Below are 25,713 nucleotides of genomic sequence, written 5' to 3'. Positions count from 1 at the left end.
AGGATAATTACCGTGAACAACAAAACCCATTCCTTTTATCAGGTTGATGTGTTTTCTGATGTGCCGCTGCTGGGTAATGCACTGGCGGTGGTGGTTGATGCGGATGATCTGACGGATGAGGAAATGCACCGTTTTGCCCGCTGGACAAACCTCAGTGAAACCACCTTTTTGCTGAAACCGCAGGATCCGCAGGCTGATTACCGTGTCCGCATTTTCACCCCGGATGGTGAATTGCCGTTTGCCGGACACCCGACCCTGGGCAGTTGCCATGTCTGGAAGCAGTATACCGGTTTCAGTGAAACGCGGGATATCATTCAGGAATGTGCCGCCGGGCTTATTACGCTGCGTCAGTCTGAACAGGGAACTGCCTTTGCCGCACCACCGATGATTAACGAGCGGGATCTGACAGAAGACGAGTGCAATACGGTTGCATCGGCATACGGTATCCCCCGCAGTGCCATTTTGCAGGCAAAATATATTGATAACGGCCCGGCATGGACAGGGATTGAGGTGGATTCCGTTGCCCGCCTGCTGGCAATCACCCCGGATTATGCGGTGCTCAGCCAGTCAGGGAATAATGCGCTGTATAAAATCGGCGTGTTTTCCCGGTATCCGGCAGGCAGTGATGCCGTACTTGCGGTAAGGGCATTTATTAACCGCAGAGGCGCGGAAGACCCGGTAACCGGCAGCCTGAATGCAGCACTGGCACAGTGGCTTATCAGCAACGGCACATTGCCGTCGCACTATCTGGCGCGGCAGGGTGAAAGTGTGAAACGTGACGGCTGGCTGAGTGTCCGGCAGGATGCCGACGGGATCTGGGTCGGCGGTGTTGTGACAGACTGTATCCGGGGTCAGGTTTCACTGCGCTGAAAAATACTCACCGGCGGATATTATGCCGCCGGTGATGTCAGTGCAGACTGCAATACCATCTGACCGGCACGAACCATCTCTGCCAGTTGCCCGGCACTTTCACCGGCCCGGGCGCGCAGGGAAATACTGTGCAGGAACGCAGTCAGTGTTTTCGCCAGCAGCGGGGCGCAATCCGGATCGTGCAGCGCAGTTTTCTCTTCATTCAGACAATCCAGCACCATCATCTCCTGCGCCGCAATCACTTCCTGCAGACGCTTGCGGATGGCAGGGTCGTACACTTCGGCGGCGGCTGTCGATAACACCATGCATCCTGCAGGGCCGTGCTCTCCGGTATAAAGGGTGACGGTTGCCTGTAACCAGCGGGTCAGGCGGGCGGCCAGCGGCTCACCGGGCGTCTGCGGTGCCAGTGCGGCGGAGTAATGCGCCTGAGCGATTTCACCGAACCTGTCCATTGCCAGCTGATAAAGCCGTTCTTTATTACCGAAAGCAGCGTACAGGCTGGGTTTCCTCATGTCCGTTTCTGCGGCCAGTTCATCGAGAGACGTTGCGGTATACCCTTTGCGCCAGAACTGCGCCATGATTTTATCCAGTGCGGCGGCACTGTCGTAATTCCGGGGTCTGCCTTTTTGTGCCATTTGATTACCGATCAGTATAAAAACAATTTACATCATTGTACCTCATGCATTATTTTACCGGTTAGTAAATAAATGTTGTCACGGAGTATTTTGATGTCTGATCATGATTATGCAGTTGAAACTATTTACGGGCTGAGCACGCCTTCCATTCAGGCGCTGATCGCTGCCGGACGCGCATCACAGCCCGCATTACTGAAAGTCGGCATTTTTGTCTGTCCGGGTTATATGCCGATGGATATCAACGGTGCGCAGTCTGTTTTTACGATTGCAGGGGCGGAAATCTATTTTATCTGGAAACGCCGGGAGCTGGTGGAGGGCTATATCGGCTGGCCGACGATGCCGACAATGACCTTCGATGAGTGTCCGGATGATCTGGATGTACTGGTGACCGGTATGGTGCCGCCTGAGGTGATTGAAGATCCGGAGGTGATCCGCTTTTTCGCGCGGGCAGGGCAAAAAGCAAAATATGTGATTGGCACCTGTTACGGTTCGCTGATGCTGGGTACAGCCGGATTACTGAAAGGCAGAAGGGCAACCAGTAACAGTAATGTGGTGCCGATGCTGCCGGATGTCGGGGCTGTTACCGTCGGCGGCAGTGATGTGGTGATAGACGATACTATCTACACCTCCGGCCCGGCTACCGGTTCGTTTGATGCCTCATTACTGGTGCTGAAAGCCCTGCGGGGTGAGGAACTGGCTGCGCTGGTTGAACTGGCGATTGAATATGACCCGCGCCCGCCGTTCCGCACTGGCTCCCCGCAACTTGCAGGGCCGGAAATGACCGCCATATCACAAAGTATGACCGCGCCGCTGAACCGGCAATATCACGAAGCGGCGAAACGGGGCTATGCCCGTTATCAGCAGATGATTCAGGACTGACAAACCGGGTAATAGGTTGTCAAATCCGGGATTTTGTTTTTTATCCAGTCAGTGATAAGAGACAATGCTCCCGGATGATAGGCTTCCCGTCCGGCATACAGAAACTGCCACTGGCGCAGTACCGGCCAGTCGCTGCTGAGCTGATAATTATAGGCGGGTGCCTGTAATAAACCGTGCCCGGCCTGCGGAAAGACAATGACTTTTGTCTTTGGATTATCTTTCAAAAGTGACTGATAACGGCAGGAATTCTGCCGGGCATCGACATTCAGATCTTCCGCGCCCCATACCGCCAGCACACGCCCGTTCATCTGAGGGATTGCCGGGGTGGCATCACTGAGATAATTTTTGACCACAAATTCAAAGCGGTCGGGTGTCATATCACTACGTTGTGCCGGGTCTTTTGAGCCATTGCGGCCAAATATCCGGTCATTCTCTGCCTGTTCTGCTGCCAGCAATTGTTTAATGTCTCCCGGCGATTTTCCCTGCTGTGCGTAGCGCAGCCCCTGATAAAATTGTCCCTGATCCCGCCAGTTCACCGCACCGCCGATAATCACGGAAAAATCAGGCTGCGATTGTGCCGCCGCTGCCGGGATCACCCATCCTGCCTGGGAGAAACCAAGAAAGCCAATCTGCACCGGGGTATTCTGATAAAGGGATTGCAGCAATGTCAGTGCGGCCACGGCTTCCTCTGCGCGATCATCCATTGATTGATGCAGCCAGTTTCCCTGACTGTTACCGATACCGGCTTTATCCCAGGAAAATACTGCAATACCGGCATCCAGCAGGGTATTAAACAGCGGGTTATATCCGTTGTCTGAATATCTGTCCTGCGGGCCGTCACCGTGGATTATCACGGCAACCGCTGCCGGATGTCCGTTGCCGGGCAGCAGCAGGGTACCGGAAAGCCTGTTTCCCTGTGAGGTGAAGGTCAGTTCTTTTGCCACTGCATTGTCAAAATCAAAATCATCAAGATGGCTGGTAAAAAACAGTACCAGTCCGGCAATCAGTAACAGCAGAGCAAGCCCGGCAAGTTTCCGGCGGAAATAACGCTGTATCATGTTGTTATTCTTCGCCCCCGCGAACAGTGATCATCGCAGGGAATGCAGGGCGGAGAAAGGCGGCAGCAGCGGCTCGGGCCAGCGTTTCGGTATCGCACTCTTCGCGGTTGGATAACGCGACGATAGTGGTGTCTGATTTTGTCAGCCGGATAAAGTAAGTGCTGGTACCCATCCAGCCTCCGGCATGTTCCAGACTCAGCTCACCGAAATGATGAAGGGTATGTAACCCCGCAGCATAAGGCTCATAATCCGTAACGGGCGTGCCGTTTTTTGTCAGCGGGGAAAGGGTTTCTGACATCTGTTGTATCAGCGCAGTACCACCGATGCGGGCGGTGCGGTAGTTTTCGCCCCATTTCATCAGGTCAGCGGCACTGGAATGTACCGCGCCGTCGCCGGTGTGTGTCCACGGGCTTTCAGAAATCCGCCACTGACCGGCAGCTTTGCCGTAGCCGGTGGCAATGGTCTGCGGTGCCGGATATTGCTCAACAATAAAAGTATGGTTCATTTCCAGCGGTGCAAAAATCCGTTCACGGGCAAAATCAGCAAATGACTGCCCGCTGACCCGCTCAATAACCTGAGATAGCAGAAAATAGCCGGTATTACTGTAATCATGGCGGGTTCCGGGCGGAAAATCCGCTTCTGTCTGACTGACCAGATCCGCCAGGGTTTCCTGTGGTGTCAGCGGATCATAAAAGCCGGTTTTACGGGCAAAAGCCAGATCCATATAATCCTTCAGTCCGCCGGTGTGGTGCAGCAGGTGGCGTAATGTCACCGGACGTGCATATTCGCCCAGCTCCGGCAAGACGGACAAAACAGAATCACTGAGCGAAATTTTACCTTCCTGCACCAGTAACAGCAGCGAAAATGCGGTGAATTGTTTGGAAACGGAGGCTAAGTTGAAAATAGTGTCCGGTGTTACCGGCGTGCGGGTTGCCACATCCGCCATGCCCCGGCAGCTGTACCATGTTGCGCCGTTATCGGTATGTACCATGACGATAACACCGGGCTCATCCGGCGAAAAGCCTTCTGTCAGCGCATTCAGTGCCGTTTGCATTATTGTTTCTCTCTTATTTTTACAGGGCAGGTTTATTTTAAGACTAATTGCGCTGAAAAATATTGTCGAGAAGATACTGAGATGCGCCGTCAGCGGCTTAAGGTAGTGTTCAGATTAACCGGTGCGTTTAAAACACTGGCTGTGTTGCAGAACAAAGTCGATAAAACAGCGCTGCCGGGGAGAAAGTGCCTGACTGCGGTAATACACCGCATTAATCGGTAGTTTGTTTTCATAAGTGTATGATGTCAGAACCTGACGAAATTCCCCGTTTTCGCGCATTTCGTGTGTCACAAAATCGGAAATACAGGCAATTCCCGCGCCGGAACGTGCCAGATTGCAGATAATTTCCCCGCTGCTCGCAGCCAGTGACGGGGTAATTTTCAATCCCTTTTTATTACCGTTATACAGCGGCCAGGTGTTCAGGCTTTCCGGTGTGATAAATCCCAGCAGAGTGTGCTGTGCCAAATCTTCCGGCGTTTTCGGTTCGCCATGCTGCTGAAGATAACGCGGACTGGCCAGAATCCGCTGGCGGGTGTAGCCCATCAGCGTGGCATGCAGGGAAGAATCCGCCAGCGGACCGAAGCGGAATGCGATATCGGTTTGTTTTTCCAGTAAATTGGTGATGCCTTCATAGTTAGTCAGTTCAAGACGGATTTGCGGATAACGTTCATGGAATTGTGTCACCAGCGGTGCTATCACATGGAGCTGAACAGGTGTTGAAGCATCAATACGCAGTGTGCCGGAGGGGATCTCTTTGTGGTTCATCAGCACATCTTCCGCTTCCTGCGCCAGTTGCACCACATCACGGGCTTTTTGTAAAAACAATGCGCCTTCTTCACTCAGTTTAAGCCGCCGCGTGGTGCGGTACAGCAGCGTACTGTTCATCTTTTCTTCAAGACGCAGCAGGGCGCGGCTGATGGCGGATACGGTCAGCCCGTTTTGTGCGGCAGCGGCTGTGACGGAGCCGCTGTCAACGACGGCAATAAATGCCCGCATTTCTTCCAGGGTGATTTTCATTATTGCGTTTTATTCAATTGTTTTTTGCAGATTAGCGGCTGTTTCCGCAAAAATCAATGTGGCAGAATCGCCGTCCTGACAACACTGTGACGTTGTTTTTTATTCTGAGGACATTATGCGAACAAATACTGCTCTGTTATCCCTGTCTGTCGGCGCGTTTGCTATCGGGGCAACGGAATTTTCCCCGATGGGTATGCTGCCGGAAATCGCCGGGTCACTGGCTGTTTCCATTCCCGCCGCCGGGATGCTGGTTGTGGTGTATGCACTGGGCGTGATGCTGGGTGCACCGGTGATGACGTTACTGCTGATCCGGCGTTCGCCCAAAGCGGCACTGATTTTCCTGATGAGCATCTTTACGGCAGGTAATGTGCTGTCGGCACTGGCGCCGGATTACAATACACTGCTGTTTGCCCGCTTTATCACCAGTCTGAATCACGGCGCGTTTTTCGGCATCGGTGCGATGGTGGCGACACGGGTGGTAGCCAAAGGCAAAGAAGCCGGGGCGATTGCAGGTATGTTTATGGGGCTGACCATTGCCAATATCGGCGGCGTTCCGGCGATCACCAAACTGTCTCAGATGCTGGGCTGGCGTGAATCCTTCTTTGTGGTCAGTCTTCTCGGCCTGCTGACAATGGCGGCGCTGTTGCGATCACTGCCGCGTAATATGCAGGGACAAGAACTTAATCTGCGCCGTGAATTACAGGTACTGACCCGTCCGGCGGTATTACTGGCAATGTTGTGTACTGTGCTGGGTGCCAGTGCCATGTTTACGTTTTATACCTATATTGCCCCCGCACTGACCTTTATCTCGTCTGTGCCGGAAACGCAGATCAGCATCATGCTTGTTCTGGTCGGACTGGGCTTCACACTGGGGAATTATCTGGGCGGTGTATGGGCAAACCGTTCGGTTTCCCGCACATTGTACGGATTATTTGCACTGCTGGCGCTGACGATGGTTCTGTTTCCGCTTATGGCCCGTGACACTGTCACTGCGGGGATTATGCTGGTTATCTGGGGAGCGGCCAGTTTTGGTATCGTTCCGCCGCTTCAGGTAAAAGTGATGCAGGTAGCCTCAGAAGCGCAGGCGCTGGCCTCATCAGTCAATATCGGTGCCTTTAATCTCGGCAATGCAGTCGGTGCCGCGCTGGGCGCATCGGTGCTGGCAAACGGTGGTGATTATGCCGGTGTCAGTTATGCAGGGGCAGCGGTAGCCGCCGCCGGATTAGTGGTGCTGCGGATAACCTTACGCCGGACAAAATCGCAGAAGCCTGCTTCAGATGCAGAGCAATGCACGACTATATAAATGAATCAGCAGGTTAAACCAGTATGGCAGTCCGTGATGTAAATCCACGGACTGCTTGTCTTTTATGCGGGTTATTGATTAGAGTGGTGAATTCTGTTTACTGCTAACCGGTGATTTTGCTATGACAACCTCTTCTGACACAACATTCCGTACGTTGTATCCGGCCATTGAGCCTTATGAGACCGGGTTTCTCGATGTTGGTCATGGTCACCGGATCTATTACGAACGCACCGGCACACCCGGTGCGAAACCGGCTGTTTTCCTGCACGGCGGACCCGGCGGCGGAATCAGCCCGGAATACCGGCGCTATTTTGATCCAGCCCGTTATGATGTGCTGCTGTTTGACCAGCGCGGTTGCGGGCGTTCAACACCGCATGCGGAAATTTCCCATAACACCACATGGGATCTGGTGGAGGACATTGAGCGGCTGAGAAAGCATATCGGTGTCAGTAAATGGCTGGTATTCGGCGGCTCCTGGGGTTCGAGCCTCGCACTGGTATACAGTGAAACGCATCCGCAGCAGGTCAGTGAAATCATTTTGCGCGGTGTGTATACCGTGACAGAGGCGGAACTGAACTGGTATTACCAATTTGGCGTTTCACAGATGTTCCCGGAAGAGTGGGAAGCCTTTTTGGCACCGGTTCCGGTGCAGGAACGGCACAATATGATTGCTGCCTATCATAAACTGCTGACCGGTGATGATGTTCAGGTTCAGCTGGCGGCGGCCAAAGCCTGGACTCTGTGGGAAGGGAAAACCACCACACTGCTACCGGATGCAGAGCACGTTGGCGAATTTACTGATGACCATTTCGCCATCGCCTTTGCCCGGCTGGAAAATCACTATTTTTATCACCGGTGCTGGCTGGAGGAAGGTCAGTTGCTGCGTGATATTCACCGGCTGCAGGGTATTCCGGGAATTATTGTTCACGGCCGTTATGATATGCCGTGTCCGGCAACCTTTGCGTGGCATCTGCATAAAGCCTGGCCGGGATCGGTGCTGCACCTGATTGAAGGTGCAGGGCACGCGATGTCTGAACCGGGGATCCGGGATCAGCTGCTGCGGGCCACAGACTATTTTGCCGGTCAGGAGCCATGACCGGTAATCTGCAGGGTATTTTGGGGCTGGTGATCACCAGCTCCGTGCTGATTGCCATTCCGGGGCCGAGTATTTTGTTTCTGGTCGGCCAGGCGTTATCTGCCGGGAAGAAAAATGCCCTGAAAGGCGTGGCGGGAAATGCCATCGGTATGTACAGCATTGCGGTATTGCTTTCTTTCGGAATTGGTGCGGTGCTGATGTCTTCTCCGCAGATCCTGATGATTATCCGTCTGATCGGGGTACTGGTTTTGCTGCTGATTGGCTGGCAGTATGTCCGGGCATCCCGGATCAGTATGGCGATGGATATGCCGGCGAATAAAGGCCGTCAGTCGTTGTTTGCCGGTATTATTGTCGGTGCCGCGAACCCGAAATCCGTGATTATGTTTGGTACGATTGTTCCCGGATTTACCGGTGAAATTCCGCCGGAGATGTCCGCTACCACTGTGTTGCTGCTGATGTCGCTGATCCCGATAGCCCTGGGCATTGTTATCGATATTATCTGGGTTTATGCCGCACATGCTGTTAAATCCGCATCATTTTTCCGGGGAAACAGTCTGCGCTGGTTTAATCTGTGCGGCGGTATCCTGATGATCCTTATGGCATTACTGCTGGCGGTGGCATCGGTGATTTAATCTTCACTGGTAACCGGCGTATACACCAGTAACCGGTTGGATTTATCGATATCAAATGTCAGGGACGCATACTCGTAGGTTTCCCGTCTGCCGTTAAATTCAATTTCACGGATACCGTTACAGGGCTGATATATTTCGTGTTTATTCCACAAGATGTCAAAAGCCGCAGATTCCTGACATAACGCCGTTATCATCCGCTGAATATTGGGGTCATGCTTTGTTCTGGCATAATCCCGGCGGAAACTGGCCAGCAGACGCTGAGCATCGGTTTCCCAATCAATAAAGCGGGTCTGATAGCGGGGATCGGTAAACAGCAAATAGAGAAAGTTACACATCCCGGGCTGTGCTTCAGAAAAGTGCAGGTAACGATCTGCTTTTTCATTATACGCCAGCACATCCCAGTGCAGATTCAGCACATAGCAGAGATAATTATCCGGAAAATCATCCAGCATCCGGGTGATAACCGGCGGCACATGATGCTCTGTATCACCGGAAGCTTCCGGAGCCCGCTGGTGAGCCAGCAGATACAGGTGCTGGCGTTCTGCTTCATTCAGACGCAGTGTCCGTGCCAGGTTGTCCAGAAAGCGGGTGGATACTCCGATTTCACGCCCTTGTTCCAGCCAGGTGTACCAGGTCAGGCCCACCCCGGCAAGTGCGGCGACTTCTTCGCGGCGCAGACCGGGAGTACGGCGGCGCGAAGTATGCGGCAGCCCCACACATTCCGGGGTCAGACTTTCGCGTTTTGTGCGTAAAAAATCAGCCAGTTCCGGCCGCGTGCGCGGGTTTTCACTCATTATCAGATGCCTTATGCTATGTTGCCCTGAGTTCCTGTCACTATTAGTAATAGTATAAACGGTTAAATTGTAACAGAATAACGACCTGATTATAGTCTCATTCCTGCTTTTAAAAATGGCAAAATGAGAAAAACATGAATCAGCAGCAACGTATTGCACTGTTTGTATTAGTCCTCGCCGGGTTTGTCACTATTTTTGATCTGTTTGTCGTCAATGTGGCGATAGTCAGTATCGAACGCGGCTTACAGGCTAGTTTCACTGAACTGACACTGATTATTGCCGGGTATGAACTGGCTTTCGGCCTGCTGCTGATCACCGGTGGGCGGTTGGGCGATATTTACGGACGCCGCCGGTTATATCAGGCCGGAATGGCCTTTTTTACACTCGCGTCACTGTTGTGTGCTGTCGCACCGACAGCCTTATTACTGGTGATTGCCCGTTTTATCCAGGGACTGGCTGCCGCATTACTGTTCCCGCAGGTGTATGCAGGTATTCGCCTGAATTTTGATGAAACACAGGCAAGAAAAGCATTCGGCTGGCTGGGGATGACGCTGGGGCTGGCCGCGATTGCCGGTCAGGCACTGGGAGGCTGGCTTATTACCCTGAATCTGTTTGATATGAGCTGGCGGCTGATTTTTCTGGTTAATCTCCCTGTTGGTATTCTGGCTCTGGTATTGTCCCGCCATTTACAGGAGGGGCGCGTTGCGGACGGACTCACCACTGACTGGCCGGGCGTACTGTTATCCGCTGCCGGAATTACCGCATTTCTGTTACCGCTTCTGATGTTACCGGTTTGGGGCCTGACACTTTTCAGTGCCGGATTGCTGTTTACGGGTATGGTTCTGTTGTTCTGTTTTGTCCGTTATCAGCAGCATTTATCACGCACCGGACAAACGCCGCTGTTTGATATTGCGGTATTGAGTAACCGGCCATTTGTTACCGGCACCGGCGCTGTGCTGTGTGTCTATGCCACCTCATCCGCATTTCCGCTGATACTTTCCCTGTTACTGCAAAACGGTATGGGGGCTACACCGCTGGAAGCCGGGCTGATTTTTGTACCGTCCAGTATCGGCTTTGTTATTGCCTCCTTTATTACCCCGCGAATGATTATCGGACGGGGCGAACCGGTGATTTATTACGGTGCATTAGGGTATGCCGCCAGTTATCTGGTATTAATTGCCGGGCTGAATTTCCTGCCGCAAAGCACCGCAAATACGATACTCAGCCTGTTTCTGTTTTTGGTCGGGTTCACACAGGGCATGATTATGACCCCGATGCTGAACATTGTGCTGTCCCGGGTTACACCGGCACAGGCTGGGATGGCATCCGGACTGACGGCCACATTACAGCAGATTGGTGCGGCAACCGGTGCAACCGCAGTATCGGTTATTTTACAGTTTTCACTCCGGCACAGCGGAGATACGGTACTGTTATCCACCCCGGCCGCAGTTTACAGTGTCAGCCTCGGGTTCAATGTGCTGATGGCACTGTGTGCCGCATATCTGATTTACCGCATAACACGCGCCCGGCAGCCGGAAATAGTTTCCTGTCTGTAGTGCATCATTACGGATGTATTAAAAAAAGAAAATACCCCGAATTGTGTATTTTCAGCCAATGTGATACCACGTAATGTACGAATAACAGCGATACAGGGAGTTGTCTGATGATTACAATTTCACACCTTGACCATCTGGTTCTGACGGTGGCCGATGTTGAAAAAACCTGTGATTTTTACCGTCGCGTACTGGGGTTTTCGGTCATTACGTTTCGCGGGGATCGCAGGGCTTTAGTGTTTGGCCGCCAGAAAATTAACTTGCATCAGGCAGGAAATGAATTTCTGCCGAATGCGGATAAACCGGTACCCGGTTCAGCAGATCTCTGTTTTCTCACCGGGACCCCGGTTGAACAGACGCTGGCGCATCTGGCAAAAGAAAAAATTGTTGTGGAAGAAGGGCCGGTGGAACGCACGGGGGCAACCGGCCCGATAATATCAGTCTATTTCCGTGACCCGGATTTAAACCTGATCGAGATTGGCCTGCCGGTGACGTCCCGGCCGGTATAAGCGGATAACAAAACCGCAAATCAATATCAGCACTATTGCAGCACAGATGAGTGCTGCAATGACATTTTCCTGTAAGGAGAACGCAGACACCATCATGCCACCGGCAGCAGACCCGGCAGCAATACCGGTGTTGAAAAAGGCGATATAAAGTGACCCGGTTATTTCAATCGCTTGTGCGCTGTAGCGGATCATCCAGTTCATCAGCGTCACAGATACGCCGCCGTATGCCATTCCCCAGAGCGTGAGAATAATGATGTGTGATGCAGGAACGGCAGGCAGCAGGAGTAACCCTGCCAGGCTCAGGGCAATACCGCCGGTAATGCAGAATACGGCACGGAACAGATGACGACCGGACAATAACCCCAGCACGAAATTACCGGCAATACCTGCAATGCCGTACAGCGCCAGTAACCCGCTGAGTTCATGTGCCTGCAACTGAGGATCCCGTTGCAGAATCGGGCGGACAAAGGTAAATGCCATAAAGTGGGCAGTCACCAGCAGTAATGTGATCAGCAAGCCTGTCCGGATAACCGGGCGGCGGAGCTGGGTCAGAAAATCGCGGACAGCTGGTGCCTGAACCGGCGGCAGAGAGGGAAGATTCAGCATCAGCAGCAACACGGCCAGGGAAAACAGGCTCATGATACCAAACACACCACGCCAGCCGACCCATTCACCGAGGATCACCCCGGCGGGAATTCCCAGTACGGATGCAGCGGCAACACCGGCAAATATCAGAGAGGTGGCAAGCGCCACATGCCGGGAATCGACCAGCCTGACAGCTATTCCGCCGGCGATTGCCCAGATCCCGCCGATGCTCAGCCCGACAATAATCCTGGCCGCGACCAGAACAGAGAAGTGGGTGGCTGTTGCCGCACAGATATTGGCCACCATTAATAACAGCATCAGTATCATCAGCAGATAACGACGGTTCAGGCGGCCGGTGAACAGAATAATCAGGGGGGAACAAAGCGCAGCGACCAGGGCCGGTATGGTTAGCATCAGGCTGACATACGCCTGCGGCACCCGGAACTCTGCCGCAACCGGTGTCAGTAACCCGACCGGCAGCATCTCTGTGGTGACCACGGCAAACGTTGCGAGGGTCAGCGCAACAACAGAAAACCATCCCCGGCGGGCAGGCGGCAATGAAGGTGATAAACAATGACTGTCTGACATACATTCCTCATGGTAATAACTTTACTTGAGAAGAGAGTCTATCTGCGCCAGTATGACAGATAAATATCATCTTTGGCCAAACACCGGGGACAAATCGTGGCAGATAAAAATGGTTTACTGCTGGATAACTTATTCGATGTGCTGGTTTTTGTACGGGTCAGTGAAACCGGTAATTTCACATCAGCAGCTGAAAAACTACAGATTTCACGTTCCGCTGCCGGAAAATGCCTTCAGCGCCTGGAAAACCGTGTCAGTACCCGCCTGCTTCACCGGACCACACGGCGGTTGCGTCTCACAGAAGAGGGCGAATGTTTTTATCTGCATGCCAAACGGATATTATCCGAGGTGGATGATGCGGAAAATGCATTATATGAAGGCAGACAAAAACCTTCCGGCACATTGCGGGTCGCTGTTCCTGTGGTTTTTGGCCGCAATTATGTGATGCCGGTGATACAACAGTATGCCGCACAATGGCCCGATGTTGATATTGATGTCAGTTTTTCTGATGATTACTGTGATCTGATTCAGGAAGGTATTGATGTGGCCGTGCGTATCGGCGGTAATGATGATAGCCGCCTGGTGCGTAAAGTTCTGGCGCCGCATCGCCTGGTGACCTGTGCGTCACCGGGTTATCTGGAACGGCACGGTATACCTGAAACACCGGAACAGTTAGCAGCACATGAGTGTCTTATCTTCCGCCACCGGGGACGAAATGTTCCCTGGCAGTTTATGCGGGATAAAAACGTTCAGTTGCATCCGGTCAGCGGCCGGTTCAGTCTGGGAGATACCGGCGCGGTTCTTGATGCTGCACTGGCTGATGGCGGAATTTGCCAGTTGGGTGCTTTTCTGGCCGGGCCTGAGATAGCGAAAGGGGCATTGCAGCCGGTACTGACTGCATTTACACCGCCCGGAGAACCCGTGAGTGCGGTATATCCGTCAAAACAATTTCTGGCGCCGAAAGTCCGCGAGTTTCTCAATACACTGGAAACACAATGGCAGGGGAAAGCCATATGGGAATCCCCGTTAATCAATCATAAGGAATAACTGATGACAGATAGTGAATTTCTGGCTCAGGCGATAGCACTGGCCCGCCGGAATGCCGAAAAGGGCGGTCGCCCGTTTGGTGCCGTTGTGGTCAGAAACGGGGAAATTGTCGGTGAAGGGGTTAATCAGATGCTTGAGCTGCATGACCCGACCGCTCATGCGGAATTGCTGGCTCTGCGCCATGCCGGTAACAACCTCCGGCAGACCCGGCTGGAAGATTGTGTGGTGTATGCCAGCGGACAGCCATGCCCGATGTGTCTTGCCGCAATGCGGATGGCGGGTGTGACCCGTGCTGTCTATGCTTATTCCAATGCGGATGCGGAACCTTACGGTTTATCAACAGCATCCATTGCACTGGCTTTACGGGCCGATCCGCATGAACAAACGGGCTTCTCTTTTACACAGCAAAAACCGGAAGGTGAGCCATCACTGTATGATTTCTGGCAGCAAAAACAGAACTGATTATAGTTGCCACTGATGCTGCCGGGTTTCCGGCAGCCGGTATTCCTGATACCATACCCGCCGGTATCCTCTGCTGGTTTCGTATTTTTACCTTCTGTATTTTCCGCTCTGTTTTACATCCCTCTTATTTATCCTCTGAATATGCTGCTGTTTGTCTGCAGTGCGCCCTCAGTCTGCCAGTCATTTCGCCTGTTTTATTTTCCCCTGATGAGTGAATTCAATCCGTAACCCGTTTATTTTCATTTTGTTATACAGGATTTTTATGATTTCACCTTACACATTGCCGGTACTGGCATTCACGGTATTTTTTACCGGCGTTACTGAATTTATGGTTTCACCGATGCTCACGCCGCTGGCGGCTGCATTTGATGTCACACCCGCACAAGCCTCATGGCTTATTGCAGTGTATACCTTATCGTATGCAGTGGCTGCACCGGTGCTGGGACGATTATCAGACCGTATCGGCCGTTACCGGATGTTACGTGCTGCATTATTGCTGTTTGTGGCAGATGGTATCGCACTGGCACTGGCACCGTGTTTCAGTGTGGCTGTGGGCTTGCGTATTCTGGGCGGTCTGGCCTCTGCTGCGCTGATCCCATCTGTTTTTGCACTGATTGCAGAACAATTTCCGCATGACAGACAGGCTTCCGCGATGGGACTGGTGATGACGGGTATGACCGCCGGTATTATCTCCGGCCCGGTGATTGCCGGATGGCTGACAGTCCGCTGCGGCTGGTATGCACCTTTTCTGCTGACTGCCGCCGGAAGTCTGGTCATGTGGATAGCCTGTTGTTTTGTGTTTCGCGGTGTCAGCCGGACTTCCTCTCAACCGTCAATCCGGCCCGGTAAATGTTATTCACGGGCATTATCGGGGCTGATCACGGCAAAAGGTCTGTGGAACGGTACTGCAGTGGTTATGTTTGTTCTCAGTGGTGAATTGCTGCGTGACCGGTTCGGGCTGAATACAGAAACGATAGGGCTTATCAGTGCAATATTCGGTGGCGGATTACTGACCGGGAATCTTCTGATGCCGCTGCTCCGGCGTTTAAGCGGTACAGATACCCGGCTGCTGCTCATCAGCCTGATAGTGATGAGTGTGATGATTGCCGGATTTATCAGCGGAACAGGCGGGCTTCCCGGGATGATGTTGTGGATGTTATTGCAGGGATGCGCTCTGGGAATTGCCGCTCCCGTCAGTACAGCCATCATTGCTGAGCATGCCGGAATACGTAAAGGAGAGGCTCTGGCATTGTCAGAAAGCATGAATAATCTGAGCATCTTTATTTTATTACCGGTGGCCGCAGCACATCAGGATAGTCAGATATTATTACCCGCAGTTACCGCGCTATTATTTTGCGCTACGGCACTGACGGGGTACATTCTCAGTCCGATATATTGCAAAAAGTAATAATAACGAGAGAAATTATCTCTTCCGGAACTCATTGATACCGATCACGTTTACCCGAAGCGAAAATCAATATCATTTACGCTGTATATATAAATATATAACGATGACAGTAAAACGATAACGGATGGTTCTATGAAGACTAACTATATTTCGCGGGCACTGCTGCCTGCGCTGATTTCTGTTGCCCTTTTTCCGGCGCAGCAGGCACTGGCAGATACCATAATTGTGACGGACAAGCCTTCTCATATCACCCCGCAAACACAAGCCGGTGCCGGTTTTGTGGCGACCGATATTGATATGGGGCCGCTTGGTACCCGCCAGTGGCTGGATATTCCCTACAGCAGCAATACGGTCAGCGAAGCGATGATCCGTAATCAGCAAAGTAAAAGTGTCAGTGAAATGCTGAAATATCTGCCGTCTTCTCAGATGCAGGCCCGCGGCGGCATGGATGTGGGCCGTCCGCAGAGCCGGGGAATGCAGGGTAGTGTGGTGGAAAACAGCAGACTGAACGGCCTGAATATTGTCTCCACCACCGCGTTTCCGGTGGAAATGCTGGAGCGGCTGGATGCCGTGAACAGCCTGACCGGTGCAATTTACGGCCCGGCCAGCCCTTCCGGTCAGTTTAATTTTATCTCTAAACGGCCGACTCAGGATCCGCTGCACCGGGTGACGGTAGGATATCAGAACCGTAATGCTTACAGTGCACATCTGGATCTTGGCGGTCAGGTGGATGAAGAGAAGACTTTCGGCTACCGCCTGAATTTACTGGATGAAGAGGGTGAAGGTTATGTCCGGAACAGTAAAATCCGCCGTCAGCTGGCCGCTGTTGCCCTGGACTGGCAGATCCGGCCGGGAACACAGATACAGCTGGATGCCAGTCACTATCATTTTGTGACCAAAGGATTTCCCGGCAGCTTTGGTTACGGCCCGGATATTGATTTACCGAATGCGCCGGACAGCTCCAACCCTGACCTTGCACTCAATACCGCCGGTAATGACCTGACGACAGATTCCGTCAGTACCCGTTTTACCCACTATATGAATGATGACTGGTCACTGAGCGGCGGTATCGGCTATCAGCAGGCAGATCGGGCAATGCGCTCTGTTTCGTCGCAAATTCTGGACAGCAAAGGGACTATCAGCCGTTCAATCACGGATTCTCCGGCAGCCGGTCGTTTCCGTGTGCTGAGTAACAATCTCGCCCTGAACGGTCAGTTTGATACCGGCTCCGTAAACCATGATGTTGCTCTCGCCACCACCGGTTATACCTGGTCAATTTACAGTGCCAAAGAGCGGGGTAAAACCTTTCAGCTCGGCAATACCAATATGTATGACCCGTCTTCCATGACCGAACCTTCCGATGGCCGCATCAGAACCGGCGGGGAACGTTACAAAGCCAGTGAAAACCAGCAGCAGAGTATTATCATTGGTGACACTGTCACGTTTAACCCACAATGGTCTGCCATGGTGTATGTCAGTCAGAGCTGGATCACGACCCGTAACTTCGATAAGCAGGGACACAAAACTGACCGTGATCAGCAGACCGGTACCAGCCCGAATATGGCGCTGATGTACAAAATCACTCCGGATGTGATGACCTATATCAGTTATGCCGATTCTCTCCAGCCCGGGGATACCGCGCCGGATGATGATAAAGTCAAAAACCGGGGTGAAACACTCAGCCCGTACCGCAGTACACAATATGAATGGGGTATTAAAGCCAATACCGGCAATATGAACCTGAGTGCCGCAGTTTTCCGCCTCAAACGGCCGTTTGCTTATACCGATAGCGACCAGATCTTTAAAAAACAGGGCGAACAGGTAAATGACGGGCTGGAACTGACTGCCACCGGCAATGTCTGGCAGGGGCTGAATATCTACAGCGGTGTCACGTTCCTGAAAGCAGAACTGACGGATACCGGAAACAGTAAGACTGAGGATAAACGGGTTGTAGGGGTGCCGAAAGTACAGGCAAACCTGCTGATGGAATACAGCCTGCCATCTGTTCCGCAGTGGGTATACAGTGCCAATATTCATTACACCGGCAAACGGGCAGCAAATGATACCAACACCAGTTGGGCGGACAGCTACACCACACTGGATCTCGGTGCCCGCTATACCACTCAGATAGAAAATGTACCGGTCACACTGCGGATCTCTGCGGATAACGTTACCAACGAGCATTACTGGGCGTCTATTTTCCCCGGCAACAGTAACGGTAAAAATGGCGGCGCCAATGCCTTTACCGGTGCAGGCCGTGAATTCCGGGCTACCGTATCATTTGATTTTTAGCACGGAGGCAGCGTGATGCGGCACTATTTATCAGCGTTATGCCTGTTATTTGTCAGTACCTGCGCTTTCAGTACCCCGGCGGAAACCCCGCCGGAACCGGCACTGCGGATAGCAACACCGTGGCCGGCGCAGAATGCGATTATTATGATGCTGGGTTACGGCAGTAATATCACCGGAACCTCGCGGGTTGCCAAACAGATCCCGCTGTTCCGTCAGATGCTGCCGCAGATTGATGATGTGCCGGTCATCGGCACCACCGGCGGAAATGAGCTGAATATTGAACAAATTCTGAGTCTGAGGACAGATATTTTATTTATTCATGACGGGATCCGCGTTCCGCAGCAGGAGGTGCTGGCACAGGCCGGTGTCCGTGTGCTGGCTTTTAAAGCCAACAGTATGGATGCACTGCGGGAGCGGGTAAAACTGACCGGTGAGGCGCTTGGCCCGGATGCGGCAGAGAAAGCGGCGCAATATGAGCGCTATTTCCGTGACAATATCCGCCGCGTGCAGGAACGGCTGAAAAATGTTCCGGCGTCTGCCCGTCTGCGGGTGTATCACAGCATGGGAAACCCGTTATATACCTCAGGGCGGCCATCGCTTAATCAGGACTGGATGGATCTGGCCGGCGCAGTCAATGTGGCAGAAAACTGGTTTCCGGCACACAGCAGTGCTAACGGAGAGGTATCATCAGAGCAGATTATCGCGGCTGATCCGCAGGTGATTATTGCGATGAACCGGCGGGATGCAGAATTTATTCAGCAATCGCCGCAATGGCAGTCAATTGATGCCGTGCGTAACGGGCGGATCTATACCAATCCGCGTGGTATGTTCTGGTGGTGCCGCGAAACGTCAGAGGAGGCATTGCAGTTTCTCTGGCTGGCTACAGTGCTGTACCCGGACGCCTTTGCGGATATTGATATGAGAAATGAAACAGCCACGTTTTATCAGACGTTTTATGGGATTACGCTGACACCGCAGCAGATCACGGATATTCTGCAACCGGAGTGATCCGGATATGCCGTCGCCGGTTTCCGGTGACGGCATTGTACCTCTTTTATACTTTCACAAATTCAATATGCTGCAGCAACCCGCCGCCGGAAAGGGAACGGTCCTCATGTAATGTCAGCACAATATCGCCTTCCTCAAGGTTCACCCGGGTCTCCCGGTAAATGACCGGGCCGTAATTTGACCCGGATTTATACGGTGTCAGCACCGTTTTGGTTAAATCTGTCAGATGGGTATCGGTAACAATTTTTCCGGCCTGTTCAATCCGCAACTGAGTTTCATAATCGAAACTAAGGGAATTGGTCATATAGGCATAGTACAGGCGGATATGGTACTGCCCGGCGCTTCTGACCGGCAGTGTGACCGGGTCTCCGACTCTGTCATAACTGCGGGGTTTGGCGGCGGATAAATAATTGTAGCTGCCGTTAGCAGAAGAATTTCCGGCGGTCAGGAACAGATTGCCGAGATAAACCATATGGTTTTCAGCATTAACCGGATTGGCAGCGATATCGCTGCGTTCAGAACAGACCCTGGTGGATTTTTGTTGCGCGCCGTAAGTCAGATGATCCTGAATATTGGTGTACCCGGATGTCCAGTAAATAACGGAGCGTTTGGCCTGGCTTTCCGGATCATAAAAATCATCATTTTCGGTGTAATTATTGATTTCTGCAGTCAGCACGTCTTTAAACATAATATCCGCCTGTTCCGTCAGAGTTTTGCTGTATTTTTCCAGCATATCAGAGGCATAGCCCCAACTCTTGCCGAATACCAGGGTATCGCGCAGTGTAAAGAAATAGAGCAGGCAGGACAGGGCACACACGCCGCACAGCCGGACAATACCTATTCTTTTTGCGGTATTGATGCTGAGAATGCATAAGCGGCTCATACTTGCGATGGCAATCTTATTGCGTACCACAATCAGCTGGCGCGCCTCTTCTGTCGGTGAATTCTGCCAGGAGCTGATAGCATCCTGCAGGCTTTCGGCATCTTTGCGGACGGCCTGATATTCTGATTCCAGCCATTCAGAGGTATTTTTCATCAGTGTTTCCTGAATAATACCAATAACATCCACTTCCTTTGGCTCTGTCATTTTTTTATAAACCAGTTTCAGCACCATGCTGAGAATGGTGGTGGCAATTCCCTGCGGTGAAGCGGCAGGTACGGCGAAAGAGGCGGGCGGGATCATATTCAGTGCCTGTAACGTCAGCATATGCAACTGTGGCTGGGTACTTTCTGCGGCAAGGTGAAAGGCAGAAGTCTGAGTCATAATGTTTCTCCGGCAGATAATAAACAGATAAGGGGAAATCAGTTTATGGCTGCTTATCTGCCGGTAACAGACTCATTTTTATCAGATTTATGAGAAACGCTATTACAGAGGTTTTTCCATAACCTGCGGGTGATATTCACTGACCGGGTAAACATTCAGTTCTGTTTCTGAATCCCGGGAAGCAGAAAAATGATAGCGGTACGCGGAATATCCGGCATTGCTGACATAAATAGTTACCTGCTGGTTTTACGCTTTTAAAACAGCCTGCCGGATAAATTAAACCGGAACCTGAAGGGTTTATAAAATATTATCCGTCAAATCAATAGAGTGACACTATTTTACTGAGAAATTAGGAATTTTCCTTGTTGTGGTAAATGACTGTAGTACCTTGATATTATTCTGATTTTACAATTCAACATAAAATGACACGATAGTATTTCGTGCCCTGGTATGCTAAAACACGGTGTGCTGAAAATCAGAAAAGCAGTTTAATTGATTTTTTTTAAAAGGAAATTTTCAGATGATGTTTATCGACAGGGTTATTCACCTGGTGCTCAGTGGTATTATTATCGTAGGTGTCTATCAGTTTTATTTCTTTACGCAACGTCATATGGTCAGGCCGGTTAAAACATTTAACTCTGCACTGGATGAAAAAATTCCTTTCTGGCCCTGGTGGTCCTGGATCTACAGCTTTCTTTATTATCCGGCGATTCTCTATCTGAACTGGATTATTCAGGATTCACGTCAGTTTATCATCATCGTATTCAGCTATGTTATCCTGTTACTGATGCAGATGTTTTTCTTTGTGGTGTATCCGGTTGCCACGCCGCCGCACTGGCGTGAAATGAATACCGGGAAGAAAGCGTCCGAAAAATTCCTGCTGTTTGTGCAGAAATTCGACGATACATCCAACTGTTTCCCGAGCATGCACGTCTCTGTTGCCACATTAACCGCGCTGCTGGCCTATGCCACTCTCGGACCATGGGTATTCATGTTCCCGCTGTTAATCGCCTTATCCTGCATGTTCACCAAACAGCATTATATTATTGATTTACCGGCAGGTGCCGTACTCGGCTGGCTGGCTTATCAATGTTATGTAGTATTAATATAATACCCTCATGACTTAATTGCCGCATTCAGTGCGGCATTTTTTTTGCCCGGATTCTGGTTATATTCACTGATACTGAAAAAATTCAGACTGAGCCAGGCGAGGATCATATAGATGATAAGTCCGGAAATATCGGTAAGGTAAGTTCGTCGCAAGGGCATTTGTTGAATGGAATCAACAAAAAACCTGCAAAATGCAGGTTTTTGGGTATACCTTACTATTGCTTTTTTCCGGCGGAATATCAATGCGCCATACGCGCAAATCCATCCGCCAAATCACGCTTCAGGTCATCAACATCTTCCAGCCCGATTTGCAGGCGCAGTGTCCGCCCGCCCGGATTCCACTGTGTGACGGTGCGGTATTCCGCGCAATCAAACGGTGTGATCAGGCTTTCAAAACCACCCCAGGAATAACCCATGCCGAAGATGGAGAGGCCGTCCAGTAACCTGCCGACGTCATCCTGTGTAAATTTCGGATCCAGGACCACTGAGAACAGGCCGGAAGAGCCGGTGAAGTCACGTTTCCAGATCTCGTGCCCCGGGCAGTCTTCAAAGGCCGGATGCAGCACGCGGATCACTTCCGGACGCGATTTCAGCCAGTGTGCAATATCCAGCGCCCGTGACTGCGCTTCTTTCAGGCGGATTGACAGGGTACGCAGCCCGCGCAGTGCCAGGAAGCAATCTTCCGCGCCCGGCAGCATTGCCATCAGATCATAGGTTTCCCGCAGTTTCGGCCACCATTCCGCGTTGGCGGAGACAATTCCCATCAGCAGATCGGAATGACCGCCCAGATATTTGGTACCGGCCTCAAGGGAGAGGTCGCAGCCCATATCATGCGCCCGGAAAAACAGCGGGGTTGCCCAGGTATTATCAATAATCGTCGCGATATTGTATTTTTTCGCCACCGCCGTAATGGCCGGAACATCCTGAACCTCAAAGCTCTGCGATCCCGGGGACTCCAGGAAAATCGTGCTGGTGTTGCTTTTTATCAGAGATTCAATGTCACCGCCGATCATCGGGTCGTAATAGGTGATGGTGATCCCCATTTTTTCCAGCAGACCACGGCAGAAATTGCGGGTCGGACGATAAACACTGTCCGGCATCAGCAGGTTATCGCCGCTTTTCAGTGTGGTCAGCAGCGCCAGCACAATGGCGCCCAGCCCGGATGGTGACAGCACGGTTCCTTCGGCGCCCGCAAGGGCGCTCCAGGATTGCTCGAGGTTCTTAATGGTCGGCGTGCCCGCAGTGCCGTAGTTAAACTCAGCCCGGTTATTGAGCAGGGCATCCATAGTCGGGAAAACCACGGTAGATCCCCGGTAAACCGGAGCATTAACAAAACCGGACTGAGACGCCGGGTCGCGTCCCAGCTGCGTTATCTGTGTATCAATATGAAAATCTGAAACGGTTTTTTTAGTCATAACATCCTCACGCGTAATACGTCATTATTCATTTACAGCGTTATTCGAAAAACTTAAAGAACGGAGAGAGACACAACAGCACGCCGAAGAAGATAATAAACCAGACTGTTGCACCTTTGAATTTATGTAAGACCGGCACGCGGTAAACCAGATAGCACGGGATCAGGCAGGAAACCACGCCGAATAACGGCCCGCCGAGCTGCATAAAGAACAGAATTGAGAAGCGGGTGGAGACCCAGAACCACAGGGACAGGATCACCCCGATACATACACCGTAATGCAGTACGGTCTGATTAATGCGCTCCTGCGGCATAAAGCGGGTCAGGATATTCACCACAATACCTTTAATCGCTTCCTGGAAACCCAGATAAATACCGAGAAACGCGGTCAGAATCGCGAAAATATTCAGCATTGCGGTCATGACTTTAACAACGGAGCCCGGAATTACCTGTGCGGCAATTGCCAGTGCCGAGATATTCTGCTCAAACGCTGAGACGGCCTGGTCGTGGCTTATCGAGAACGTAAACGAGAAGGCAAAGAACAGAACAGCAACGGCCAGAATAATATACGCCACCCGGTTTGCCCGTACCGCGCGGTAAGTTGCGACACGCTTGTCTTTTTCCAGTCTGCGGTAGGCAATGTTCATCGGGCTTAAAATCTGCACGAACAGAATGGAGAACAGGGTAAACGGCAGTGTCAGAAACACATCCCGCAGGAACGGCAGGAAGTCCGGGAACGCGCTGATATTGGCAAAGTTCCAGTAAGGCACCATTACAATCCCGAGTAATACGATAATCCCGAATTTCACTATTACCATCGGGCCGGAGACCTTAAATAACAGGCGCTCCCCCTGTGCGGCGACAGCCACCAGAACCGTCAGGATAATCAGCCCGTACCACACCGAATCTGATAACAAACCTTCTGTTAAACCGAATGTTTTGATGTAGGAGGCACTGTCAAAGGTCACGGCGAGCGAATAGGAGAACATGCCGTGCAGCAGCATCAGGAAATAGGCGATACCAAGGGCAACCCCCCAGTTTTTCCCCAGATACTGCGTGATAACGCTGGCATAGTCTTCACATTCTTCCGATTCTGATAATGTCCTCAGATATAAATTCTGCAGCCAGTAAATCGCCGGATATGACAATAATGTGGCGGCAATAAATACCCAGATGCCTTTAATACCAATCTGAACCGGCATAAAAACAATCCCGGAACCGATCGCCATCCCGATACATAATACAACCCACCCGGCATCATATTTGGTAAAGGGTATCTTTTTTAAATCACTATTTGCATTTGCACCTGTCTGAATGCTGTCTTGCATAGTCAATTCCTCAACGTTATAGATTTAATTATTTAAAAAGTCAGGAACAACGTGAATATATTTATGTTGTATGGATACAGTGTTATAAAGCCATTGTTATAGTAAGGGGTAACACGCAGGCTGAACAGGGTACGACTATGCTAATAAATAAAAACACTTTTGCGTTTAAAGCAAAAATTGACAGCTACGCGATTTTTCGCCATCTGGAGCTGTTTATCAAAATTGTGGAGTGCAACAGTTTCAGCGGTGCGGCACGAAAACTCAATGTAACACCGTCGTCTGTCAGCCGTGGCTTACAGCAGCTGGAAGAGCAGCTCGGTGTGGTTCTGCTGAAACGAACCACCCGCAATTTTATCCTGACTGAAGCCGGACGTTATTTATTGCAGAGGGCGCAACAGTTACTGACAGATCTCGATGACTCATTAGTGAATACGGCGAGTTTTTATCAGCATGCACAGGGACAGCTAAAAATAACCTGTTCAATTGCCTTCGGCGTCTGCCATTTAATGCGGCTTTACAGCGAATACCGGGAAATAAATCCGCAGGTCAGCTTATCCGTTGATCTGAACGATGCATTAATTAATTTAAATGAAACTGACTTTGATATTGCATTGCGTATTACCAGTCATCCGCCGGAAAATTTTGCATTACGGAAACTATGCAATATAAATTGGATCTATTGCGGCAGCCGTCATTATTTTGAACAAAACGGGATCCCGCAGTCACCGGCGGATATTGCCCGGCACAATTGTTTAATTAATCCGAATATCCCGGACACCTGGCGGATGAATGATAAAGACGGTGTAGCCTATCCGCTGGCGATCAACAATATGATTGAGGTCAACAGCAGCCTGGGATTACTGGAGGCGGCGCGCTGTCATCAGGGGATTGTCTGCCTGCCGACCTATATGCTGGGAAACTATATTGATAACGGTGAATTATTGCCGGTATTACTGGATTACAATCCGAAAACCACGCCGTTCGCGCTCTATGCACTTTACAGCCCGGCGCACACCCATGCCCCGAAAATCCGCACCTTTATTGATTTCCTGGCGGATAAGCTGCCGCTTGACCCGCCGTGGGACAGCTGGATGCATCAGGACAGAGTAGGGAGTTCCCCGGCATAAACATAATAGGTTTCAGTCACGTCATGGCCGCCCCAGTCATAGGCTTGCGCGGCGATACGCTGTAATCCTTTGTGTTCATAAAAACCGAAATCGGAATCACTGTCTGTCCAGAGGAAATAACGGGCGGATTGTTTTTCCCGCAGATAATCCATCGCCAGCTGCCAGAGCCGGTTACCGATACCGTGTCCGCGGAAGCGGGCATCTATCATAAACAAATTCAGAGAGGCATCGAAATTCCCGTCACAGGAAGCCAGCAGATTTCCGTTGATAATCAGCGTATTCAGATACATATCAAACAGGGTTTCTTCCTGCGGGTCACGGGCGATAATATTTTTCAGGGCAGAATACTGACGGGTTTTGGCGTGGACTTTCTCCCGCAAATCGGCAGATGCCGTGACCGCCATAATACCGGCGATGGTATCGCCATCCCGCACCACAAAAATTCGTGATGAGGTCAGAATGACATCATCCAGCAAAAATTCCGCCATCGGCAGAACTTTCTCTTTCGGGATCCAACTACGGTAATCCCAGGTGGTGATAATTAATTCATTAATTTGTGCGATATCTGCATCAGATATTGTGTGTAATTCGCTGTAACTCAGTGCCTGAGTGTCACTCATGCAACCCGCCTTGTTTGTGGATTATCTGCGGCAGATTATATCGTCAGCATTAATATGCCTGCA

24 protein-coding genes are annotated in these 25,713 nt (G+C 51.3%); 14 read left to right on the top strand and 10 right to left on the bottom strand.

The features are described from left to right. Nucleotides 1-12: 12 nt before the first annotated feature. Nucleotides 13-870, top strand: a complete 858-nt coding sequence (locus X965_RS04485; protein ID WP_036417231.1) for a PhzF family phenazine biosynthesis protein — start codon at nucleotides 13-15, stop codon at nucleotides 868-870. 20 nt (nucleotides 871-890) lie between these two features. On the opposite strand, the gene X965_RS04480 is transcribed toward X965_RS04485, so the two are convergent. Continuing rightward, nucleotides 891-1,505: a TetR/AcrR family transcriptional regulator gene (locus tag X965_RS04480; RefSeq protein ID WP_004237638.1), complete on the bottom strand. Its 615-nt coding sequence runs from the start codon at nucleotides 1,503-1,505 to the stop codon at nucleotides 891-893. A gap of 93 nt (nucleotides 1,506-1,598) precedes the next feature. On the opposite strand from X965_RS04480, the gene X965_RS04475 reads away from it, so the two are divergent. Continuing rightward, entirely contained in the window at nucleotides 1,599-2,384 is a 786-nt protein-coding gene (locus tag X965_RS04475; protein ID WP_036417228.1) for a DJ-1/PfpI family protein, read from the top strand. Here X965_RS04475 and X965_RS04470 read toward each other — a convergent pair. From X965_RS04470 to X965_RS04460, 3 genes are all read right to left on the bottom strand, one after another. After that, on the bottom strand, nucleotides 2,375-3,442 hold the full coding sequence (locus X965_RS04470; protein ID WP_036417226.1) for a S9 family peptidase: 1,068 nt from the start codon (nucleotides 3,440-3,442) through the stop codon (nucleotides 2,375-2,377). The two genes, X965_RS04475 and X965_RS04470, sit on opposite strands and share 10 nt — an antisense overlap. 4 nt (nucleotides 3,443-3,446) lie before the next feature. Then, entirely contained in the window at nucleotides 3,447-4,496 is a 1,050-nt protein-coding gene (locus X965_RS04465) for a serine hydrolase (RefSeq protein WP_004237634.1), read from the bottom strand. Nucleotides 4,497-4,610: 114 nt separating this feature from the next. Further along, nucleotides 4,611-5,513 carry a LysR substrate-binding domain-containing protein gene (locus tag X965_RS04460; protein ID WP_004237633.1) on the bottom strand — a complete coding sequence of 301 codons (903 nt, stop codon included), beginning with the start codon at nucleotides 5,511-5,513 and terminating at the stop codon, nucleotides 4,611-4,613. Between the two features lie 115 nt (nucleotides 5,514-5,628). On the opposite strand from X965_RS04460, the gene X965_RS04455 reads away from it, so the two are divergent. The 3 genes from X965_RS04455 to X965_RS04445 all read left to right on the top strand — a co-directional run bounded on the left by X965_RS04455 (nucleotide 5,629) and on the right by X965_RS04445 (nucleotide 8,544). Further along, a complete protein-coding gene (locus X965_RS04455; RefSeq protein WP_004237632.1) occupies nucleotides 5,629-6,816 on the top strand; it encodes an MFS transporter in 1,188 nt (395 codons plus the stop codon). Nucleotides 6,817-6,937: 121 nt separating this feature from the next. Beyond that, nucleotides 6,938-7,912, top strand: a complete 975-nt coding sequence (gene pip, locus X965_RS04450; RefSeq protein ID WP_004237631.1) for a prolyl aminopeptidase — start codon at nucleotides 6,938-6,940, stop codon at nucleotides 7,910-7,912. Beyond that, nucleotides 7,909-8,544, top strand: a complete 636-nt coding sequence (locus tag X965_RS04445) for a LysE family translocator (protein ID WP_036417224.1) — start codon at nucleotides 7,909-7,911, stop codon at nucleotides 8,542-8,544. Before pip ends, X965_RS04445 begins: the two co-directional genes overlap by 4 nt. On the opposite strand, the gene X965_RS04440 is transcribed toward X965_RS04445, so the two are convergent. Next, nucleotides 8,541-9,338 (bottom strand): helix-turn-helix transcriptional regulator, encoded by a 798-nt coding sequence (locus X965_RS04440; RefSeq protein ID WP_036417223.1) that lies wholly within the window; start codon nucleotides 9,336-9,338, stop codon nucleotides 8,541-8,543. The genes X965_RS04445 and X965_RS04440 overlap by 4 nt on opposite strands. A 134-nt stretch (nucleotides 9,339-9,472) precedes the next feature. On the opposite strand from X965_RS04440, the gene X965_RS04435 reads away from it, so the two are divergent. Beyond that, nucleotides 9,473-10,894 (top strand): MFS transporter, encoded by a 1,422-nt coding sequence (locus tag X965_RS04435; protein ID WP_036417222.1) that lies wholly within the window; start codon nucleotides 9,473-9,475, stop codon nucleotides 10,892-10,894. A gap of 107 nt (nucleotides 10,895-11,001) precedes the next feature. Continuing rightward, complete coding sequence (locus X965_RS04430; protein ID WP_004239294.1) at nucleotides 11,002-11,400, top strand: VOC family protein; 399 nt, start codon at nucleotides 11,002-11,004, stop codon at nucleotides 11,398-11,400. Here the strand turns inward: X965_RS04430 and X965_RS04425 are convergent. After that, nucleotides 11,353-12,573, bottom strand: coding sequence for an MFS transporter (locus X965_RS04425; protein ID WP_036417219.1), 1,221 nt, complete (start codon nucleotides 12,571-12,573; stop codon nucleotides 11,353-11,355). The two genes, X965_RS04430 and X965_RS04425, sit on opposite strands and share 48 nt — an antisense overlap. Nucleotides 12,574-12,645: 72 nt before the next feature. Between X965_RS04425 and X965_RS04420 the strand changes: the two genes are divergently transcribed. The 5 genes from X965_RS04420 (at nucleotide 12,646) to X965_RS04395 (ending at nucleotide 18,787) form a co-directional block, all read left to right on the top strand. Further along, entirely contained in the window at nucleotides 12,646-13,617 is a 972-nt protein-coding gene (locus tag X965_RS04420) for a LysR family transcriptional regulator (protein WP_081113459.1), read from the top strand. A 3-nt stretch (nucleotides 13,618-13,620) separates the two neighbouring features. Beyond that, nucleotides 13,621-14,079 carry a nucleoside deaminase gene (locus tag X965_RS04415; protein WP_036417216.1) on the top strand — a complete coding sequence of 153 codons (459 nt, stop codon included), beginning with the start codon at nucleotides 13,621-13,623 and terminating at the stop codon, nucleotides 14,077-14,079. A gap of 262 nt (nucleotides 14,080-14,341) precedes the next feature. Further along, nucleotides 14,342-15,487 (top strand): MFS transporter, encoded by a 1,146-nt coding sequence (locus tag X965_RS04405; protein WP_051997309.1) that lies wholly within the window; start codon nucleotides 14,342-14,344, stop codon nucleotides 15,485-15,487. A 132-nt stretch (nucleotides 15,488-15,619) separates the two neighbouring features. Next, on the top strand, nucleotides 15,620-17,779 hold the full coding sequence (locus X965_RS04400; protein WP_036417210.1) for a TonB-dependent siderophore receptor: 2,160 nt from the start codon (nucleotides 15,620-15,622) through the stop codon (nucleotides 17,777-17,779). Nucleotides 17,780-17,794: 15 nt separating this feature from the next. Next, complete coding sequence (locus X965_RS04395) at nucleotides 17,795-18,787, top strand: ABC transporter substrate-binding protein (protein ID WP_032098969.1); 993 nt, start codon at nucleotides 17,795-17,797, stop codon at nucleotides 18,785-18,787. 46 nt (nucleotides 18,788-18,833) lie between these two features. Here the strand turns inward: X965_RS04395 and X965_RS04390 are convergent, their stop codons facing one another. After that, nucleotides 18,834-20,051, bottom strand: a complete 1,218-nt coding sequence (locus X965_RS04390) for a hypothetical protein (RefSeq protein WP_036417208.1) — start codon at nucleotides 20,049-20,051, stop codon at nucleotides 18,834-18,836. Nucleotides 20,052-20,571: 520 nt separating this feature from the next. On the opposite strand from X965_RS04390, the gene X965_RS04385 reads away from it, so the two are divergent. Further along, nucleotides 20,572-21,162, top strand: coding sequence for a phosphatase PAP2 family protein (locus tag X965_RS04385; RefSeq protein WP_004237617.1), 591 nt, complete (start codon nucleotides 20,572-20,574; stop codon nucleotides 21,160-21,162). A 238-nt stretch (nucleotides 21,163-21,400) separates the two neighbouring features. On the opposite strand, the gene metC is transcribed toward X965_RS04385, so the two are convergent. Next, nucleotides 21,401-22,576, bottom strand: coding sequence for a cystathionine beta-lyase (gene metC, locus X965_RS04380; RefSeq protein WP_004237615.1), 1,176 nt, complete (start codon nucleotides 22,574-22,576; stop codon nucleotides 21,401-21,403). 40 nt (nucleotides 22,577-22,616) lie between these two features. Continuing rightward, a complete protein-coding gene (locus X965_RS04375; protein ID WP_036417206.1) occupies nucleotides 22,617-23,903 on the bottom strand; it encodes an amino acid permease in 1,287 nt (428 codons plus the stop codon). A gap of 137 nt (nucleotides 23,904-24,040) precedes the next feature. Between X965_RS04375 and X965_RS04370 the strand changes: the two genes are divergently transcribed. Then, nucleotides 24,041-25,030, top strand: coding sequence for a LysR family transcriptional regulator (locus tag X965_RS04370; RefSeq protein ID WP_036417204.1), 990 nt, complete (start codon nucleotides 24,041-24,043; stop codon nucleotides 25,028-25,030). Here X965_RS04370 and X965_RS04365 read toward each other — a convergent pair. After that, nucleotides 25,000-25,650, bottom strand: coding sequence for an N-acetyltransferase (locus X965_RS04365; RefSeq protein WP_036417202.1), 651 nt, complete (start codon nucleotides 25,648-25,650; stop codon nucleotides 25,000-25,002). The genes X965_RS04370 and X965_RS04365 overlap by 31 nt on opposite strands. Between the last annotated feature and the right edge of the window lie 63 nt (nucleotides 25,651-25,713).

It is taken from the genome of Morganella sp. EGD-HP17 (assembly GCF_000512315.2).
In the GTDB taxonomy this organism is placed as follows: Bacteria; Pseudomonadota; Gammaproteobacteria; order Enterobacterales; family Enterobacteriaceae; genus Morganella; species Morganella morganii.
Note: the sequence above shows the minus strand (reverse complement) of the source record. Positions and strands in the feature narration are given on the sequence as shown.